Consider the following 17,471-nt stretch of genomic DNA (forward strand, 5'->3'; position numbering starts at 1 on the left):
TATCACTAGCATTTATTATGTTACTTGCTATCATCTAAAGTAGAATAAAAAATAATCAATTAATAGCATTATGCTATTATCTTTCTTGTAAAGCAAGAAAGATAAATCAATTACTGAATATTAATAAATATGAATTTGGAGAATTTTATTATGAAACGTATAACTATGAAAACAATAATTTTAAGTCTGTGTGCATTGGGAGTCGTTACTACTGCTTATGCTACGATGGGTTTTCTTAAGGGGGAGCAAATAAGTGGTTTGAATAAAATTTGCTATTACAATGTATTAGGCTCTACTAAAGCAATTAATATTCCATCTTATGGGATCTGTCCTCAACCTTATGAATTTTATTAATTTTGTTTATTTATAGGCGTATAAATAAGTCTTTTTAAATTTTATTTCAAAGTTAAATTCTATTTATAAAGATGTTTTTTATACAAAGAGGTTGATTTCGGATGAGGAGAGAGTATTTATGATTAAAAGAATAGGCTGTTTTAAAGCATTCTTGTTATTTTTTACTGCTATTTTATATAGCTCTGCTTATGCCGAAAATAAGACTAAGAAAGAAGTAGTTTATACTGAATTTTCTAAACAACAAGTAGTTAGATTGTTAGAAAGCAAATATTATAATGTTATACCTACTGATATAGGGGATAAACGTTATCTTATTTTTTTTAGTACTATAAAAGCTGGCAAGAAGCATCTGTATGTTTTGGGTTATGGTAGAAAATTTTTCTCCAAAAAATTCACGTTAATGCAATATGAAGCTATTTGTAACGATGGTAAAAATAAAAATTATGAAATGGATATAAGTTGTATAGACTATAAGAAATGGAATGATTTTAATTTGTCAAATTTTTTTAAATCTTCTGCTGGATTTTTTCTTAATTATGATGGTAATGGTGTTTCGATTGCTTCCTCTTTGAATGTGTATTCTTCGTCGGGTGTAAGCGAGTCTAATGTGCTTGATTTTATTGAAATTTCGTTAAATGATTTTTCGAAAGTTAGTGAATCTATATCTGGTTACTGAAATGGGGTTTCTGAATACTATGAAAGTGTATGGCTATTTTATTAGGATAATTTTGTTATCTTCTTTATTCTGTTCTTTTTTTGTCACTCCTGTTTATGGAGAAAGTAGAAGTGAGGCAGTTTATACTGAGTTTTCTGATCAAGACTTAGTTAGTCTATTAGAAAACCATAATAAAAAAAAATCCCCTAAGGAAGCGCGTTTTGAGGAAGTGCGTATTTTGTCAGAAGGTACGATTTTTGTAAGGTCAAAATTTATTCCCGCTTTTCTGAATAATAATACGAAAAAAGATAAGACGTTAGATTTATTTTTGCCTTTACCATTAAGTAATAACTATCCGAATCTTACATATAAAGATGTTCTACAATTAAATAATGCTTACTCTTTAAAGGCTGCCTTAGTAGAAAACGGTTCAGAAAAAAAGATTGTCTTTAGATTTTCATTAAGCACTGCTTCAGGTATAACTAAGGATTACGTAATAGATTCTGTATTTAATTTCCTTTTCGAATCAGGTTTATTTCTTTTGGAGTTAGATAAGCTTAAAAAGTAATACTTAATACAGAAATAACTATCTGCATAAATAAAAACTCATTCAATTACTAAAGACTGAGATAAACGATAAACTCAGTCTTATTTTTATTTTCTTGTTTACTTCTCACGCTAAGAAAAGAATAATAGAACCTTGTGTGGATGTGTTGTTAATTATTTTATATGAAAAATTTTGAATATTTTACTCAGCGGTATGTAGATTGGGTTATTCGTTTAGGGCGAGTTAAATTTTCTTTATTAGGTATTTGTGTACTTGCTGTGTCAGCTATTTGTGTTCAAATGCTGTTTAGTCTGTGTTTTATTGGTCAAATTTATTGGATTGATATTATTCGTTCTATTGTATTTGGTTTGATTTCTGCTCCATTTATTATCTATTTTTTTACTTTATTAGTTGAGAGGTTGGAAAAATCTCGTTTTGAGTTAGCAAAACTTGTTTACAATTTGCGTAAAGAAGTTTCAGAAAGAGTTGTCACTGAAAAAAAACTTTCTGTTGCACTGAATGAGTTGGAACAGAATATTCGTAATAAAACAGCATTAATGATGACAATAAGTCATGAGTTGCGAACCCCTCTAAATGGTATTATTGGATTGAGCCAAATTTTACTTGATGGTTCTTTAGAGAAACAACAACGTAATTACCTTAAGACAATCAATATGAGTGCGGTGTCTCTTGCTCATATTTTTAGTGATATTATCGACTTAGAAAAAATTGATACACAGAATATTAAATTAAATGAGAAAGAAACAGATTTTCATCGTTTTTTAAATGATATTATTAATTTTTCAACGCTAATGGCGGAGCAAAATCATTTAAAGCTGGAAATTCTTTGTGAACCGAATTTGCCTAATTGGGTTAAGTTAGACTCAGCTAGATTAAGTCAAATTTTATGGAATTTAATTAGTAATGCGGTCAAGTTTACACGTCAAGGTACTATTACGCTAGAAATTCGCTATCTTACAAAAGATACGTTTTCTTTTTCTGTGTCCGATACAGGGATTGGCATTCCAGAAAATGAATTGGATAAGATTTTTACTATGTATTACCAAGTTAGGTCAGAGCAATCTAGACCAGCAGGTAGTGGTATAGGTTTGACTATATCAAAAACAATTGCTCGTTTAATGGGAGGCGATCTGACAGTAAAAAGTGCGGTCGGAAAAGGTTCAACTTTTACATTGATATTAAAAGCGGAAGAAATAGTCAATCCAACTGAAACAGAAAAAACAACTCAAATTCCTACAACGTTAAAAATATTATTAATTGAAGATATTGAAGTTAATGTAATTGTCGCTAAATCTATGTTAGAAAAACTGGGGTATTCTGTTGATGTAGCTATGACGGGCAAAAAAGCGATCGCTCTTTTTGAGCAGAATTATTATGATCTTGTTTTAATTGATATTCAATTACCTGATATGTCTGGTTTTGATATTGCTACTTATTTACGTGAGAAATATATAAACGGTGTTTATGACTTTTTGCCGCCATTGATTGCTTTTACGGCAAATGTAATGCGGAGCAAGGAAGAATATCAAGAAAAAGGTATGGATGGCGTGCTTAGAAAACCGCTATCAAAAGATGAACTAACACAATGTTTATTAGAACAGTTTGGAGATGATTTTCATTCAGCATTGTCGCTACCAAAAATAGACTTAGATTTATATGAAGAGCCTTGTAGTGAACAAGATGATGCATTTGATTTATCTATACTTAATGAGTTAGTTACTATGTTGGGCAGAGAGTTTGTGAAAAATAATTTGAGTTTGTTCAAAAAGACAATGGCGGAATATATGGAACAAATGCTCAATTGTTATGTTGCATATCAAAAAGATCCAAAGCAAAAACAAGAAGTTGCGTCTATTGCACATAAAATCAAAGGAGCCGCTTCTTCTGTTGGATTAAAACGAATTCAAGCAATTTCAGCAAAATTACAAAACTGCGACTTAGTAGATTGGGATTCTAATCTTGACTCTAGGATCGATTTTCTGGGAAAAAATTGGTTAAATGATGTCGTTGCACTAGAGCAATGGTTAGAAGAAAAGAGCTAAATGTAATAGAGGAAGAACGACAAAGACTGATTGCGATGATATTGTATCGTAATCAGTCTTTTGATTTTTCTGTATTAAAGTCTTATTTTACGCGAGATACGTATTCACCTGAGCGAGTGTCAACTTTAATAGTTTCACCAATTTGGATAAATAAAGGAACGCGAACTACTGCACCAGTACTTAATGTAGCAGGTTTTCCTCCTGTACCAGCAGTATCACCTTTCAGACCTGGATCAGTTTCTACGACTTCTAATTCAACAAAGTTAGGTGGGGTTACTGTAATTGGAGCACCATTCCATAATGTGACAATGCAATCAGCCTGATCTAATAGCCATTTTTCTGCATCGCCGATAGCTTTTGCATCAGCAGAGTATTGCTCAAATGTTTCAGGGTGCATAAAATACCAAAAAGCCTCGTCTTTATAAGAATAAGTCAAATTTAAATCCATAACATCAGCCGCTTCAACAGATGTTCCTGACTTAAAGTTGACATCTAATACTTTGCCTGAAATGAGCTTTCGGATGCGAGTACGTGTAAAAGCTTGTCCTTTACCCGGTTTGACAAATTCGTTTTCAACAATAACGCAAGGTTCTCCATCTTGCATAAATTTTAGACCTGGTTTGAAATCACTGGTAGTATATGTAGCCATATTATCCTCAAATAAAAGAGATTGTTTTTAAATGCGTATTTTACATCAAAATTGCTTAAATAGAGAAGAAAATTGGACAGATTTGTTAGCTAATGCAATTTCAGATCCTGAGGAATTGTTGAAAGAGTTAAATTTAACAGTTACAGATTTTGTTGATGATATTGCAGCACGTAAGCTATTTCCTATGAGAGTGCCTAGACCTTTTGTGCAAAAAATAGAAAAAAATAATCCTAAGGATCCTCTTTTTTTACAGGTTATGTCATCAAGACAAGAGTTTTTACCTATGGTAGGATTTAGTAAAGATCCGCTAGAAGAACAACAGAATGTAGCCCCTAATATTTTACATAAATATCATAATAGATTGTTATTAATGGTAAAAAATAGTTGTGCAGTTAATTGTCGTTATTGTTTTCGACGCCATTTTCCTTACGCTGAAAATAAAGGAAATAAAGAAAATTGGATAAAATCATTGGATTATATTGCAGCTCACAGTGAGATTGAAGAGGTAGTTTTTTCTGGCGGAGATCCATTAATGGCGAAAGATCATGAATTAGATTGGTTGATACAACGGCTTGAGAAAATACCTCATTTACGGGTATTGCGTATTCATACTCGTCTACCAATCGTAATACCGCAAAGAATTACAAATTATTTTTGTCAAATTTTAAAAAAAAGTCGGTTTAAAATCGTTTTAGTTACACATATAAATCATCCAAATGAAATTGATGAATTACTGTCTAAAGCAATTTACAATTTAAAAATATCTGATGTTACTTTACTTAATCAATCGGTATTGCTGAAAGGAGTTAATGATGATCCATTAATTTTAAAAGAATTAAATAGTAAATTATTTTCTATAGGAATTTTGCCTTATTATTTACACTTATTAGATAAAGTTGAAGGTGCTAGCCATTTTTATATTGATGATAAAAGTGCGGTTAAAATTTATAAAGAATTGCAAAGAATCAGTTCTGGTTATTTAGTACCTAAACTTGCAAGAGAAATACCGAATCAACCTAATAAAACGTTATATACAGCGTGATATTTGTAAAATTTATGATTAACTAAATCAAGTATTCATTATTTTTTTATATTTAGTATCATACTATTAAACCATTCAAAAGTTCGTTCGTTGATTTCTATAATTTGCTCTGTATTGGGTTTTTGGTGAGCAAAAACACGCTGTAAATAACGATCTGGAGCCGTATATTGATCACCAAATATAATTTTAGATAAATGTGCATTACATTTATCTAAATTATCATTTTCTGAACTATTTTCTTTAGTATTATTGTTATTTATGATTTTTATATAATTGTTTATATCTTTATTAATTACTATGAATAGTTGTTTTTGCCCCTGTAAGTATGCATCAACATAAGTTTGTAATTGTTGAAGTGCGGTATTTTTATCAATATAATTAAATTCAATTGCTTTATCTTTTCCATAATGAATTATTGATTTGAAATTTTGAGTTTCATCAATTGCACATAATACTAAATGATGTATCCATGTATAAATATAATCGTAATCTTTAACTTTTCCTACTCTCCAAGTTACTCTATTAAATTTAGCGTTTTCTGTTTCATATAAACAATCGATTGTTCCTTTTAGACAACAATTACTTTGGTCAATATTTAATTTAAAAGGTTTATCATATGATGATTTTTGTAAATAAATGTTGATATTCTCTTTAAAATCATCGATCTCATTTTCTATTTCATTCTGATAAACTTGAGAAAAAGAGCTTTGAGGCATGCTACCTTTTATTTTCAGCTTTTCAAAAAAAATCTCTCTATTTTTATTAGGATAGTAAATAAGCTCATTATTGATTTTATATAATTCTAGGTTATCTAGTGTAAAATTTTCACATTCAGGAATTAATTCTTCCTGATAAAAGTAAACTCCCAATATATTTTCAAAAAAGAATTTAGTAGGATGACATATAAACTGAATTAGTTTAGTCAATTCTATTTCATTCATGTGGCTTGTTACTATTTCGTTGAAAGCATCAGTGTCCAATTTTTTTATGAAATTCAAAGAATTGTCTTTGTTATTTTGTGCTAAAGGTAACCATTGTTTTTTAAAAGAGCGGTATTCTCCAATAAAATTTTGTTGGCTAAAAGCAGTCATGCTGTGCTGAGTAACTAGCAATGATCTCATATTCTGATTATCATTTGATTGATCAATATTATCTACAATATAATCTATTAGTTGGTTAACTAATACCGAAGGTTCTTTTTCTTGATCATCAATGATAGATCGTCCTATATAGCTGATGTAAAAATATTTTTGTGCTGATAGTAATGCCTCTAAAAATAGATAGCGGTCATCATCTCGACGGTTACGATCTCCTTTCTGACGATTATACTGCATTAGATCAAAACTATTGGGGGTATAACGGCGGGGATAATCATTTTCGTTCATGCCTAATAAACAGACTACTTTAAACGGTATAGAACGCATTGGTAATAATGTACAAAAATTAACTTTTCCCGCTAGAAATTTTAAGTTGTGATGACTTGTTGTTAAATTCTTTTCAATAATGTCAGCTACAACTTCTGCAATAATTTTCTCATTAAAATTAACTTCTTGTAATTGTTTAACGAATGATTGGATAATATCGTTCAAATACCATATAGTTTGTTGAGTATTTTCATCATGAATAAAGAAGTTTTCAATTAAAGAATATAAATATTGTCCCCACTCAATCGCACTATGTTGGCCAGATAGTTGTTGTTGCCATAAATAAAGTTGTTCTATGAATTGAGACAAATTTCCAATTAATTGTCCTTGTAGCCCATAAGTGCTGTCAAATCCAATAGTATCTTGCCATATACCATGTTCTTCACGCATAGCATAACCGAGAAGCATTCTTTCAATCCCCGCTTGCCAAGCATTATAATTTTTGTAGGTTTCTGTTGTAGCTTTTTGCAAACCGAATCGTATCCCTGATTTTTCAATCCAGGTTTTAATGATAGCTAAATCTTCTACTTCAATATTAAAACGACGATGAATTGCGGGAATATCTAGAAGTGTTAAAACATTATCAACGGTGAATAAGCTTTCTTTTAAATTTAGTAAATTTAAAAATCCAGAAATGATAATATTGTCTTCTGATAACGTATTATCAGAAATTGAAAAAGGGATTTGTTGATTAATACTATCATTTTGGCAACGCTGACCAAAAACAGATCGAATATAAGGCGTATATTTATCAATGTCTGCGACCATAACAACTATATCTTTTGGTGTAATGGCATTTTTATCATCTTGATTTTGATTAAATAAATGGAGTAAGTAATCATGTAGTGCCTCTACTTCTCTCATTGCACTATAACAAGAGTGAAAAGTGAGAGAACGATCATCTTTTTGATAAAACAGAGGCTGTTTTCCATTAGGAATTAAATCTAGAATCTTTGTTTGAATTTGATGTAATAAATCAGATTCACTTTCTGTTACATAAGCATTAATTTCACGATCTGCTTGTAATTCAGTTAATAGATGTAAGAAATCTCGCCCTAATTTCCCCCAAGAGGATAATAGGGGGTGACCAATTTGTAATTTTTCATCTTCATAGTATTCAATCTCATCATTTTCTAATTTTTTTATCTGTATAGGGGATAGAGTGGGTATTTTGTTATCATTTTTAGTAAATGAAGTGCGGTAACGTTTTTGTAATTTTTGCCAATAATGCTGATCGACTATATCTGCCCAATATTCTCTACAAGGGTTATAGAAAAATAAATGAATTTCACAATACTGGCTGATTGCATATAATGTTTCTAAATGAAATTTAGGTAGAGTAGGAATACCAAAAATAAAAATTCTTTGTGGTAAATTATTTGGCTTTTTATGTTTTAATAATTCTAAAAATTTCTGATTTAAGTCAACCCGATGGAATAATTGTTCTTTTTGAGTACTATTTTCCTTAATTTTATTTACTAATGCTCGCCATAATATGCCTTGCCATTCACTGTGCTGATTAATTTGCTCTTCTAATTGAAATGAATCTAAATTCAATCTATTTTTGTTATGAAATGCGATTTTATTATCTTTATTTTCCTCCCAAGCTGTAATCCAATGAGGGCGATAAACTAAATATTGATCAAATAAATCTGCGATTTTGTTTGCTAATTGATAACGTTTTTGTTGTTCAGCATGATGAGATGATGCTAAATAATTATACAGAGGTTGAAATTCTGGTTGAGATAGATAATCAGGAATAAGTTGCATTAAATGCCAAGTCATGTTTTCTTTGCTAAAAGCATTACTTGAACTCATATTAGGAAAATTTTCTTGGTATTGTTGCCAAATAAAACTTGCAGGCATGGAGAAAGTTAGATTAGCCGCAATCCCACAATGTTCTGCAATTTGCCATTGTAGCCATTGTGCCATTCCATTACTCTGAACTAAAATGACCTCTGATTGAAGAGGATCCTTAAGTAAATCTTGAGTCATTACATGAATAAGAATTTCTTTTAGTGTTTCTAATTGGTTAGAGTAATAAACAGTAAACACATGTTTTCCTTTTATTTATATTGAAACTTCCCCAGCTGGATAACGAACAGTTACTCTGTTAGCAGAACAATTAATGAAAAAAGTCAATTGGTTTTGTTCTACTTTTGGTTCACAATCCAATCCTAAGAATAATCTCTGTTTTTGGTTTTCAATTATTTGAACAGCTTGATAACGTTGATAAATTTCTACTGCACTTTTTTGTTGATAGGAAATCCAGCGATTTATCGCTAAGAAAATACCACTAAATAGAACTAAAGTCACTAACAAGGAAAGAAAATTCATTCCCTTGTAATTCATAGTATTATAATGGTTCAAAATCATGCCAGCTTTTCTCCGCATATTGCCAATAACTATAAATTCGTACTATATTGTTAACAGTTGATTTTTTGTACACTATTTTTACTGAATCTGCTGTTATTAATTTACCTTGAGTGATAACCGTTCCACTAATTTTTCCTTTACCTGTAATAGTTAAATCTCCTTCTGCAATAATTACAGCATTAATGTTCCCTTTTATTTCCCATTCATTTTGATTTTCATTAAACCAATATAAAGAGTCTTGATTTTTTTTAAGTAAATTTGAATTCATTTCGATAAATTTATGTTTAAATTTGGAAATAGCCTCTTTATTTATGTAATAGTTAAATGAATTTTTATTAATTGCTTTTTTGGGAGGGTGGTAAAATAACGATTCTTTACGACACCAGATATAATGAGACAGCGTATTATCATTATTAAATTTTATCTGATAAGTATTTTTATCAGTATTGATATTTAAATTATGGCAATACTTTTCTTTCTCTATATTACTAATCTTCTGGAGTTTTAAACTCTGTTCAAGGTATATTTTACGTTGAGAAATAGTAGTTGAATATAAGTGTAAAATATCATTGTTTAATATGATAATAATTAATAGAGAAGAAGTTAATAAAATTAACAAAGTTAATGTAACAACGCCCGTATTTTTCATTTATTTATACCCTGATTAAGTAATGGAATTATAATATTTGTTTCATATTCAATTTGAGGGTACTTTTTTAATCTGCCAGCAATTTTTGATTCTATCGCAGTATTTTCTATAAGCCAGTTAAATTGTAATTTAATGATTTCAATTTCATTTTCATCAAGTAAGTCTACCCATCCTCCACTATTGCAAGCTGGTTGATGAGTATAGCTTTGGCATTGTGATTTATTGCATTTTTGATTAATTGCATTTTTATAAGTTAACCGAGTTTCTAGCATTTTTTTATTTAATCTATATCCAAATAATTCTCTCTCAATTTTTTGTGCACTATTCTTGTTTTCTTGTATACAAGTACCTCCTTTATAGGTTGTACCTATGCAACCTGTTCCATCTAAATCATAGAAAAATAATACACAACTATTATTTTGTTCATAATCTGCTTGAGCAATAACAACGGCAGTACCATTTTCATCTTGTTCGAATAAAGATAAATTATTACTTGATAATTTTTCTGATAATGCTCTAAATCCTGTTCGTCGTAAATCTTTTCCAATGAGTTGATTTACTCTTTGTATTTCATTTTGTAAGTGTAAACGCAATATCATCTCTTTATTTTGTTGTTGAGTTTGACTATAAAAGTGAATGATCACTAGCATTAATAATGTAGATAAACTAATTGAAATTATTAAGCTAAATAATGTTTGTCCATGATAAATTTTCATTAATCTTCCTCATCATTTACACATGCACTTAGTGATTGATAATCTTTTAATTTCAAGCTACCTACATTAAAGAATGAGAATAAAGTGCGACTTTTTTCTGCTTCTAAAATAAAACAAACTGTTGAAGCGGTATTACGAATACCGCTTAATCTAGTTATTTCTTTAGGAAAATAAGATTTGCTGATTAGCATAGTTTTTTCAGGAAAATAAGGATAATAAAAATGTGCATTTACATCTTTGGAACAAGTTTGTGGTAATAGGCAATCACATAATTTATCACTTTTAATTTGAGCGGTAATACACCACGTTTTTTTATTTAGATCGCGATTTGGAATGAGGAACCAAATATCATTTGAATTTTCTACACGAGTTTGAATATAGCGTAAAAATAAGTAAAGTTTTTGTTGTTCTTTATTAAGGATTGTTTGTGTATTAGTTTGTTGCCACATTGGCGAAACAAAAGTAACTGTAATACTAATAATAAGTAATACAATTAGCATTTCTAATAATGTAAATCCCCTCATAAATAGTATTCCTTTAATGCTATTATTTTAATGAATCCTATCCTATCTTGTTAAGTCGCTATTAATATTTGTGAATAGCATTTTCATATACAACAATAACAAAGGAAATTTAATTAGACATGATAAAAAGTCATTAATTGGGATCGAGATCGTAAAAATAAAATTTATTTTTTAAATACGGGATAAATATAGTTACTAAAGTTGAATGAATTATAGTCTAAAAAAGTAATAAAAAAATACCGCACTTTTATGTAGTGCGGTATTTTTTATTTAAAAATTATATTTATTTTAGGCTTGACCTTTAACTGCTTTTAAACCTAAAAACGGAGCTTTATCACCTAATGATTCTTCGATACGAATCAGTTGGTTGTATTTCGCAATGCGGTCTGAACGGCTCATAGATCCAGTTTTGATTTGGCCAGCTGCTGTACCTACTGCTAAATCAGCAATAGTGGCATCTTCAGTTTCGCCACTGCGGTGTGAAATAACAGCAGTATAACCCGCATCTTTAGCCATTTTGATTGCGGCTAATGTTTCAGTTAATGAACCGATTTGGTTGAATTTAATCAAGATAGAGTTAGCAATACCTTTTTCGATACCTTCTTTAAGAATTTTAGTATTAGTAACAAATAAGTCATCACCGACGAGTTGTATTTTTTCGCCTAGCACTTTAGTTTGGTATGCGAAGCCTTCCCAGTCAGATTCATCTTGACCATCTTCAATAGATACAATTGGATATTCGTTACATAAATTTTCTAAATAGTGAGTAAATTCTTGAGAAGTAAAGGATTTACCTTCACCTTTCATTTCATACAAACCATTTTCTTTGTTGTAGAACTCAGATGAAGCACAGTCCATAGCAAGAGTTACATCTTTACCTAGTACATAACCTGCTTTTTCTACTGCTTCTTTGATACAAGCTAAGGCAGCAGCATTGGATTCTAAATTTGGTGCAAAACCACCTTCATCACCTACTGCAGTACTCAATCCTTTGGATTTTAATACTTTAGCAAGGTTGTGGAATACTTCCGCCCCAATACGGAGTGCTTCACGTAGAGTTTTAGCACCTACAGGTTGAATCATAAACTCTTGAATATCTACATTATTATCAGCGTGTTCACCACCATTGATGATGTTCATCATTGGAAGTGGCATTGAGTATTGACCTTCTGTACCATTTAGGATAGAAATCCATTCATATAATGCTTTACCTTTTGACGCTGCTGCCGCTTTTGCATTCGCTAAAGAAACTGCTAAAATCGCATTTGCACCAAATTTAGACTTGTTTTCTGTACCGTCTAAATCAATCATGATTTGGTCGATTTCAGCTTGGTTGCTTGCATCTTTTCCAACAAGTGCGGTAGCAATTTCGTTATTCACTGCAGAAACTGCTTTTAAAACACCTTTGCCTAAGAAACGAGATTTATCACCGTCACGTAACTCTAGTGCTTCGCGAGATCCCGTTGATGCACCAGATGGAGCAGCGGCTAAACCAACGAAACCACCTTCTAAATGCACTTCCGCTTCAACAGTTGGGTTGCCACGTGAATCAATGATTTCACGACCAATTACTTTAACGATTTTTGCCATTTGTTTTTCCTCTTTTAAGTTAATTCAAAATCAAATTTAGTTCTCAGCGATATAGTAAAGCTATTTTATCTCTTTGTCTTGTTAAAAATGACTTTTCTTTGATTTTTATCTATTTTTAAAGAAAATAAAACTTTTCTAAAAAGTACCTATAGTGATTATAAAAACTACTATAGATGTAAGAAGCCTATTTTGTGTATAACAAAAAATACAATGAACTTAATATAACTATTAAGTGCGGTGAAAATTTGGTGACAATTTCTTTCAATGTTTACTATTATCAAGTATAAATTTTATATAAACAAAAAGCTGTCAAGCAAGATCTTAGACAGCTTTAAAATATAATAACGTTATTTCGTTATGTGGATTGTTTTTTCTGATTTTCCTTTGCGGCTTTAATAAAGCCAGAAAATAATGGATGTCCATCACGTGGCGTTGAAGTAAATTCAGGGTGAAACTGACAAGCTACAAACCAAGGGTGATTTGGTTCTTCAATAATCTCGACTAACTTTTTATCCGCTGATAAGCCAGTAATTTTTAAACCTGCTTTTTCAATTTGTGGCAATAGTACATTATTTACTTCATAGCGATGACGGTGACGCTCTTCAATTGTTTCTTTACCATACAGTTGACGAGCAAGGCTACCTTCGGATAAGTGACATTGTTGAGCACCTAGACGCATCGTACCACCAAGATCAGAATTATCAGAACGCATTTCAATATTTCCTTCAGCATCTTGCCATTCTGTAATCAAAGCGATGACTGGTTGTTTAGCATTCTTGTCGAATTCTGATGAAGTTGCTTCTGTCAATCCAGCTACATGACGAGCATACTCGATCAATGCAACTTGCATACCTAAGCAAATGCCAAAAAATGGAATATTATTTTCTCTAGCATATTGTGCAGTTAGAATTTTACCTTCTACGCCTCTATGACCAAACCCTCCTGGGATTAGAATGCCATCTAAACTTTTTAAGATATCTGTTCCTTTAGTTTCCACATCTTGTGAATCCACATACTTAATATTCACTGTTAAGCGATTTTTAAGTCCGCCGTGTTTTAAAGCCTCATTTACAGATTTATAAGCATCAGGTAATTCCACATATTTGCCTACAATGCCGATAGTTACTTCTCCTATAGGATTAGCTTCTTCATAAAGTACTTTTTCCCACTCAGATAAATCAGCTTCAGGGCAATTTAAATTGAAGCGTTGGCAAATAAATTCATCTAACCCTTGAGATTTTAATAATGCTGGAATTTGATAGATGGAATTTACATCTTTCAAAGAAATAACTGCTCTTTCAGGGACGTTACAGAATAGAGCAATTTTAGCCCGTTCATTCGGGGGAACCATACGATCAGAGCGACAAATTAATACGTCAGGTTGAATTCCAATAGATAGCAATTCTTTGACTGAATGCTGAGTTGGTTTAGTTTTTATTTCTCCAGCTGTTGGAATATAAGGCACAAGAGTTAAGTGCATGAAAATAGTACGTTCACGTCCCACTTGTACTGCTAGTTGACGTAGAGATTCTAAAAATGGTAATGATTCAATATCACCTACTGTTCCGCCTACTTCTACAATTGCGACATCGTAACCTGCACCACCTTCAATTACACGAGCTTTAATTTCGTTAGTAATATGAGGAATAACTTGAATCGTGGCTCCCAGATAATCGCCACGACGTTCTTTACGTAGAACATCAGAATAAATTTTACCTGTAGTGAAATTATTACGTTTAGTCATTTTAGTACGAATGAAACGTTCGTAATGTCCTAAATCTAAATCTGTTTCTGCTCCATCTTGAGTGACGAATACTTCACCATGTTGAGTTGGGCTCATTGTGCCAGGATCAACATTGATATAAGGATCGAGTTTCATTATTGTTACATTTAAACCACGAGCCTCTAAAATTGCTGCTAATGAAGCTGCCGTGATTCCTTTACCCAAAGAAGAAACCACGCCACCTGTGACGAAAATATAATTGGTTGCCATATAAAAACCTAATTGATCGAGATGAAAATATGATAATACAACAAGACGGGAAAGTAGTTTACAGTAAATGGACTATTAACTCAATGATCTATTTTTATTCTGTCATTGAGTTGATAATAATTAGAACAGAAAATTGTCTCTGTAACATTATGAGGACTGAGCATTTTTCAGTCCTATATTTGCTAATAATGACTTATTCTCTAATCAGCTGCACAAAAATGATAAATTAATTTAGTGAGTAATTCCTGTGTGGGTTTAATAAATTCAGTTGCTAAAAATTCATCAGGTTGGTGAGCTTGTTCGATTGATCCTGGACCCAAAACGAGAGTAGGACAAAGCTGTTGAATAAAAGGAGCCTCAGTGCAGTAATTGACTGCGTCACATTTTTGGCCTAATAATTTTTCTACAACTTGTACTATCTGGGCAGAGTGTTCGCATTCATAGCCTGGGGTAGGCTCATGTAAAGAGCGAATGGAAATTAAGTCTCCCCATTGTTCAAAAATTGGTTTTAGTTTTTGTTGGAGCATCTGATTTAGATCCTCTAACTTGATATTTGGTAATGGACGAATATCAAAATGTAATTCACAACAGCTACAAATGCGATTAACTGCATCTCCACCATGGATAGATCCGAAATTCATTGTGGGATAAGGTATAGCAAAATCGGCGTGATGATATTTTTGCTTTAACTCATTTCGAAGTTCCATTAAGTAAGTAGTCGCTTGATGCATAATCTCAATAGCATTAATTCCCCTGTCAGGATCGCTAGAATGCCCACTCTTTCCTGTAATTCGTAAAGCTTCACCGATGTGTCCTTTATGAGCTCGAATTGGTTTTAGTGATGTAGGTTCACCAATTACGGCACAACTAGGGCGAATATGACTATGTTTAACAAAAGTTTTCACCCCTAAAAAAGTAGTTTCTTCATCAGCAGTAGCTAAAATGCGAAGTGGCTTTTTTAGTTTTGTTAGATCAATATGTCGAATCGCTTCAATTACGAAAGCAAAGAAGCCTTTCATATCTGCAGTACCTAATCCATAGAATTTATTATTTTTTTCCGTAAATTTAAAAGGATCAATAGTCCAACGCCCCTCATCAAAAGGCACTGTATCTGTATGTCCAGAAAGTAATAGCCCGCCTTCTCCTTCACCGTACGTGGCAAGTAAGTTATATTTAGCACGACTATTTTTAATAGGTAAAATTTCTGTACGAAAGCTTAAGCTTATTAACCAATCTGCTAATAATTCAATGAGTGCTTTATTGGATAGATCGAAAACAGGATCAAGGCTACTAACAGTAGGAATAGCGATTAGTTGAGAATATATCTCAGTAAAATGTGGTATTTTTTTCATTAAACTTGTCCTAAATGATAAATAAACGTTGATTTATGATTAATTATGCATAATAATTTCATAATTAGTCAATTTCAAGGTGAAATTACTCAATTTTTAATTTAAATTTAAGGATATATTTATGGCTCTTTGGGGTGGGCGTTTTGTTCAAGCAGCAGATAAACGTTTTAAAGATTTTAATGACTCTTTACGGTTTGATTACCGTTTAGCAGAACAAGATATTATAGGTTCAATTGGTTGGTCTAAGGCGTTAGTTAGTGTTAATGTGCTAACTGTAGAAGAGCAACAGCAGTTGGAAACGGCACTTAATGAATTGTTGTGCGAGGTACAATCAAACCCTCAAGGTATTTTACAAGACGACTCAGAGGATATTCACAGCTGGGTCGAGAGTAGGCTTATTGATAAAGTTGGTAGCTTAGGTAAAAAGTTACACACAGGACGTAGCCGTAATGATCAAGTCGCGTTAGACATTAAAATGTGGTGTAAGCAGAGGGTAAAAGAATTACAAAAATCGATCCGCACTTTGCAAGGTAAATTAGTGGAAACCGCAGAAAATAATAGACACGCTGTCATGCCTGGATACACGCATTTACAACGTGCTCAACCCATTACGTTTGCACATTGGTGTATGGCTTATGTAGAAATGCTAGATCGTGATTATTCTCGATTATTTGATGCTTATCATAGAATGAATAGCTGTCCATTAGGTAGTGGGGCATTAGCAGGTACAGCCTACGGTATTGACCGTGAGCGACTTGCTCAGAATTTAAATTTTGCTTTTGCTACTAGAAACAGTCTTGACAGTGTATCAGACCGTGATCACATTGTTGAATTACTTTCGGCAGCTTCAATTAGTATGGTTCATTTATCTCGTTTTGCAGAAGATATGATTATCTTCAACAGCGGTGAATCTGATTTTGTTGAGCTTTCTGATCGTGTTACTTCAGGTTCATCATTAATGCCACAGAAAAAAAATCCTGATGCTTGTGAGCTAATACGTGGTAAAACAGGACGTGTTGTAGGAGCATTAACAGGTATATTGATGACACTAAAAGGTTTGCCGTTAGCGTATAACAAAGATATGCAAGAAGATAAAGAGGGTATTTTTGATGCTCTAGATACATGGCAAGATTGTTTAGATATAGCAACATTTGTATTAGAAGATATTAAGGTAAATGTTGACCGCACTAAAGAAGCAGCCTTGAAAGGCTATTCTAATGCTACAGAATTGGCCGATTATTTAGTGGCTAAAGGTGTTCCTTTCCGCGATTCTCATCACATTGTCGGTGAGGTTGTAGTGTATGCTATCAGTGTTCATAAGGGGTTAGAGCATCTAACGATTGAAGAGTTTCGTCAGTTTAGTGAAGTTGTTGATGATGATGTGTATGAAATTTTATCGCTTCAATCTTGTTTAGACAAACGTTGTGCAAAAGGTGGCGTATCACCATTGCGAGTTGCTGAGGCTATTTTTGAAGCTAAACAACGCATTAAATAGGATAAAAGTATAGTGATAAAAAAGTGCGGTATAAAATAGTTA

General features: G+C 31.9%; 15 protein-coding genes. 6 read left to right on the plus strand and 9 right to left on the minus strand.

Annotated elements, in window-relative coordinates:
* The first annotated feature begins 150 nt into the window (after positions 1–150).
* The 4 genes from ACFQ02_RS08955 to ACFQ02_RS08970 all read left to right on the plus strand — a co-directional run bounded on the left by ACFQ02_RS08955 (position 151) and on the right by ACFQ02_RS08970 (position 3,619).
* Positions 151–354 (plus strand): hypothetical protein, encoded by a 204-nt coding sequence (locus tag ACFQ02_RS08955; protein WP_380821997.1) that lies wholly within the window; start codon positions 151–153, stop codon positions 352–354.
* A 118-nt stretch (positions 355–472) separates the two neighbouring features.
* Positions 473–1,030 carry a hypothetical protein gene (locus ACFQ02_RS08960; RefSeq protein WP_380822000.1) on the plus strand — a complete coding sequence of 186 codons (558 nt, stop codon included), beginning with the start codon at positions 473–475 and terminating at the stop codon, positions 1,028–1,030.
* A 19-nt stretch (positions 1,031–1,049) separates the two neighbouring features.
* Entirely contained in the window at positions 1,050–1,577 is a 528-nt protein-coding gene (locus tag ACFQ02_RS08965; RefSeq protein WP_380822003.1) for a hypothetical protein, read from the plus strand.
* 161 nt (positions 1,578–1,738) lie between these two features.
* Positions 1,739–3,619, plus strand: coding sequence for an ATP-binding protein (locus ACFQ02_RS08970; RefSeq protein ID WP_380822006.1), 1,881 nt, complete (start codon positions 1,739–1,741; stop codon positions 3,617–3,619).
* Positions 3,620–3,701: 82 nt separating this feature from the next.
* On the opposite strand, the gene efp is transcribed toward ACFQ02_RS08970, so the two are convergent.
* Entirely contained in the window at positions 3,702–4,268 is a 567-nt protein-coding gene (gene efp / locus ACFQ02_RS08975) for an elongation factor P (RefSeq protein WP_380822009.1), read from the minus strand.
* A 31-nt stretch (positions 4,269–4,299) separates the two neighbouring features.
* Here efp and epmB point away from each other — a divergent pair, with 31 nt between their 5' ends.
* Positions 4,300–5,310, plus strand: a complete 1,011-nt coding sequence (gene epmB, locus ACFQ02_RS08980) for an EF-P beta-lysylation protein EpmB (protein WP_380822012.1) — start codon at positions 4,300–4,302, stop codon at positions 5,308–5,310.
* Between the two features lie 38 nt (positions 5,311–5,348).
* On the opposite strand, the gene recC is transcribed toward epmB, so the two are convergent.
* The 8 genes from recC to argE form a co-directional block, all read right to left on the minus strand.
* A complete protein-coding gene (gene recC / locus ACFQ02_RS08985) occupies positions 5,349–8,789 on the minus strand; it encodes an exodeoxyribonuclease V subunit gamma (RefSeq protein WP_380822015.1) in 3,441 nt (1,146 codons plus the stop codon).
* Between the two features lie 15 nt (positions 8,790–8,804).
* A complete protein-coding gene (locus tag ACFQ02_RS08990) occupies positions 8,805–9,071 on the minus strand; it encodes a DUF5374 domain-containing protein (RefSeq protein ID WP_380822018.1) in 267 nt (88 codons plus the stop codon).
* Between the two features lie 19 nt (positions 9,072–9,090).
* Positions 9,091–9,759: a DUF2572 family protein gene (locus ACFQ02_RS08995; RefSeq protein WP_380822021.1), complete on the minus strand. Its 669-nt coding sequence runs from the start codon at positions 9,757–9,759 to the stop codon at positions 9,091–9,093.
* A complete protein-coding gene (locus ACFQ02_RS09000; RefSeq protein ID WP_380822024.1) occupies positions 9,756–10,475 on the minus strand; it encodes a hypothetical protein in 720 nt (239 codons plus the stop codon). Before ACFQ02_RS09000 ends, ACFQ02_RS08995 begins: the two co-directional genes overlap by 4 nt.
* The gene (locus ACFQ02_RS09005; protein WP_380822027.1) at positions 10,475–10,999 is read right to left on the minus strand and encodes a Tfp pilus assembly protein FimT/FimU; all 525 of its coding nucleotides are present in this window, start codon (positions 10,997–10,999) and stop codon (positions 10,475–10,477) included. Before ACFQ02_RS09005 ends, ACFQ02_RS09000 begins: the two co-directional genes overlap by 1 nt.
* A gap of 288 nt (positions 11,000–11,287) precedes the next feature.
* A complete protein-coding gene (eno, locus tag ACFQ02_RS09010; RefSeq protein ID WP_380822030.1) occupies positions 11,288–12,589 on the minus strand; it encodes a phosphopyruvate hydratase in 1,302 nt (433 codons plus the stop codon).
* 355 nt (positions 12,590–12,944) lie between these two features.
* Positions 12,945–14,582, minus strand: a complete 1,638-nt coding sequence (gene pyrG / locus ACFQ02_RS09015) for a glutamine hydrolyzing CTP synthase (RefSeq protein ID WP_380822034.1) — start codon at positions 14,580–14,582, stop codon at positions 12,945–12,947.
* A gap of 200 nt (positions 14,583–14,782) precedes the next feature.
* Positions 14,783–15,934 (minus strand): acetylornithine deacetylase, encoded by a 1,152-nt coding sequence (gene argE, locus ACFQ02_RS09020; protein WP_380822037.1) that lies wholly within the window; start codon positions 15,932–15,934, stop codon positions 14,783–14,785.
* 121 nt (positions 15,935–16,055) lie between these two features.
* Between argE and argH the strand changes: the two genes are divergently transcribed.
* Positions 16,056–17,429 (plus strand): argininosuccinate lyase, encoded by a 1,374-nt coding sequence (argH, locus tag ACFQ02_RS09025; protein WP_380822039.1) that lies wholly within the window; start codon positions 16,056–16,058, stop codon positions 17,427–17,429.
* The last annotated feature ends 42 nt before the right edge of the window (positions 17,430–17,471 follow it).

The organism is Seminibacterium arietis (genome assembly GCF_042675725.1).
GTDB classification, from domain to species: Bacteria; Pseudomonadota; Gammaproteobacteria; order Enterobacterales; family Pasteurellaceae; genus Seminibacterium; species Seminibacterium arietis.

Bases quoted from the DNA above. Each gene is read 5' to 3' on its own strand.
- argE (WP_380822037.1), bottom strand. From the start codon at position 15,934: ATGAAAAAAATACCACATTTTACTGAGATATATTCTCAACTAATCGCT.
- ACFQ02_RS08990 (WP_380822018.1), bottom strand. From the start codon at position 9,071: ATGAATTTTCTTTCCTTGTTAGTGACTTTAGTTCTATTTAGTGGTATT.
- ACFQ02_RS08955 (WP_380821997.1), top strand. From the start codon at position 151: ATGAAACGTATAACTATGAAAACAATAATTTTAAGTCTGTGTGCATTG.
- ACFQ02_RS09000 (WP_380822024.1), bottom strand. From the start codon at position 10,475: ATGAAAATTTATCATGGACAAACATTATTTAGCTTAATAATTTCAATT.
- ACFQ02_RS08960 (WP_380822000.1), top strand. From the start codon at position 473: ATGATTAAAAGAATAGGCTGTTTTAAAGCATTCTTGTTATTTTTTACT.
- ACFQ02_RS08995 (WP_380822021.1), bottom strand. From the start codon at position 9,759: ATGAAAAATACGGGCGTTGTTACATTAACTTTGTTAATTTTATTAACT.
- ACFQ02_RS08965 (WP_380822003.1), top strand. From the start codon at position 1,050: ATGAAAGTGTATGGCTATTTTATTAGGATAATTTTGTTATCTTCTTTA.
- epmB (WP_380822012.1), top strand. From the start codon at position 4,300: ATGCGTATTTTACATCAAAATTGCTTAAATAGAGAAGAAAATTGGACA.
- eno (WP_380822030.1), bottom strand. From the start codon at position 12,589: ATGGCAAAAATCGTTAAAGTAATTGGTCGTGAAATCATTGATTCACGT.
- ACFQ02_RS09005 (WP_380822027.1), bottom strand. From the start codon at position 10,999: ATGAGGGGATTTACATTATTAGAAATGCTAATTGTATTACTTATTATT.
- ACFQ02_RS08970 (WP_380822006.1), top strand. From the start codon at position 1,739: ATGAAAAATTTTGAATATTTTACTCAGCGGTATGTAGATTGGGTTATT.
- argH (WP_380822039.1), top strand. From the start codon at position 16,056: ATGGCTCTTTGGGGTGGGCGTTTTGTTCAAGCAGCAGATAAACGTTTT.
- pyrG (WP_380822034.1), bottom strand. From the start codon at position 14,582: ATGGCAACCAATTATATTTTCGTCACAGGTGGCGTGGTTTCTTCTTTG.
- efp (WP_380822009.1), bottom strand. From the start codon at position 4,268: ATGGCTACATATACTACCAGTGATTTCAAACCAGGTCTAAAATTTATG.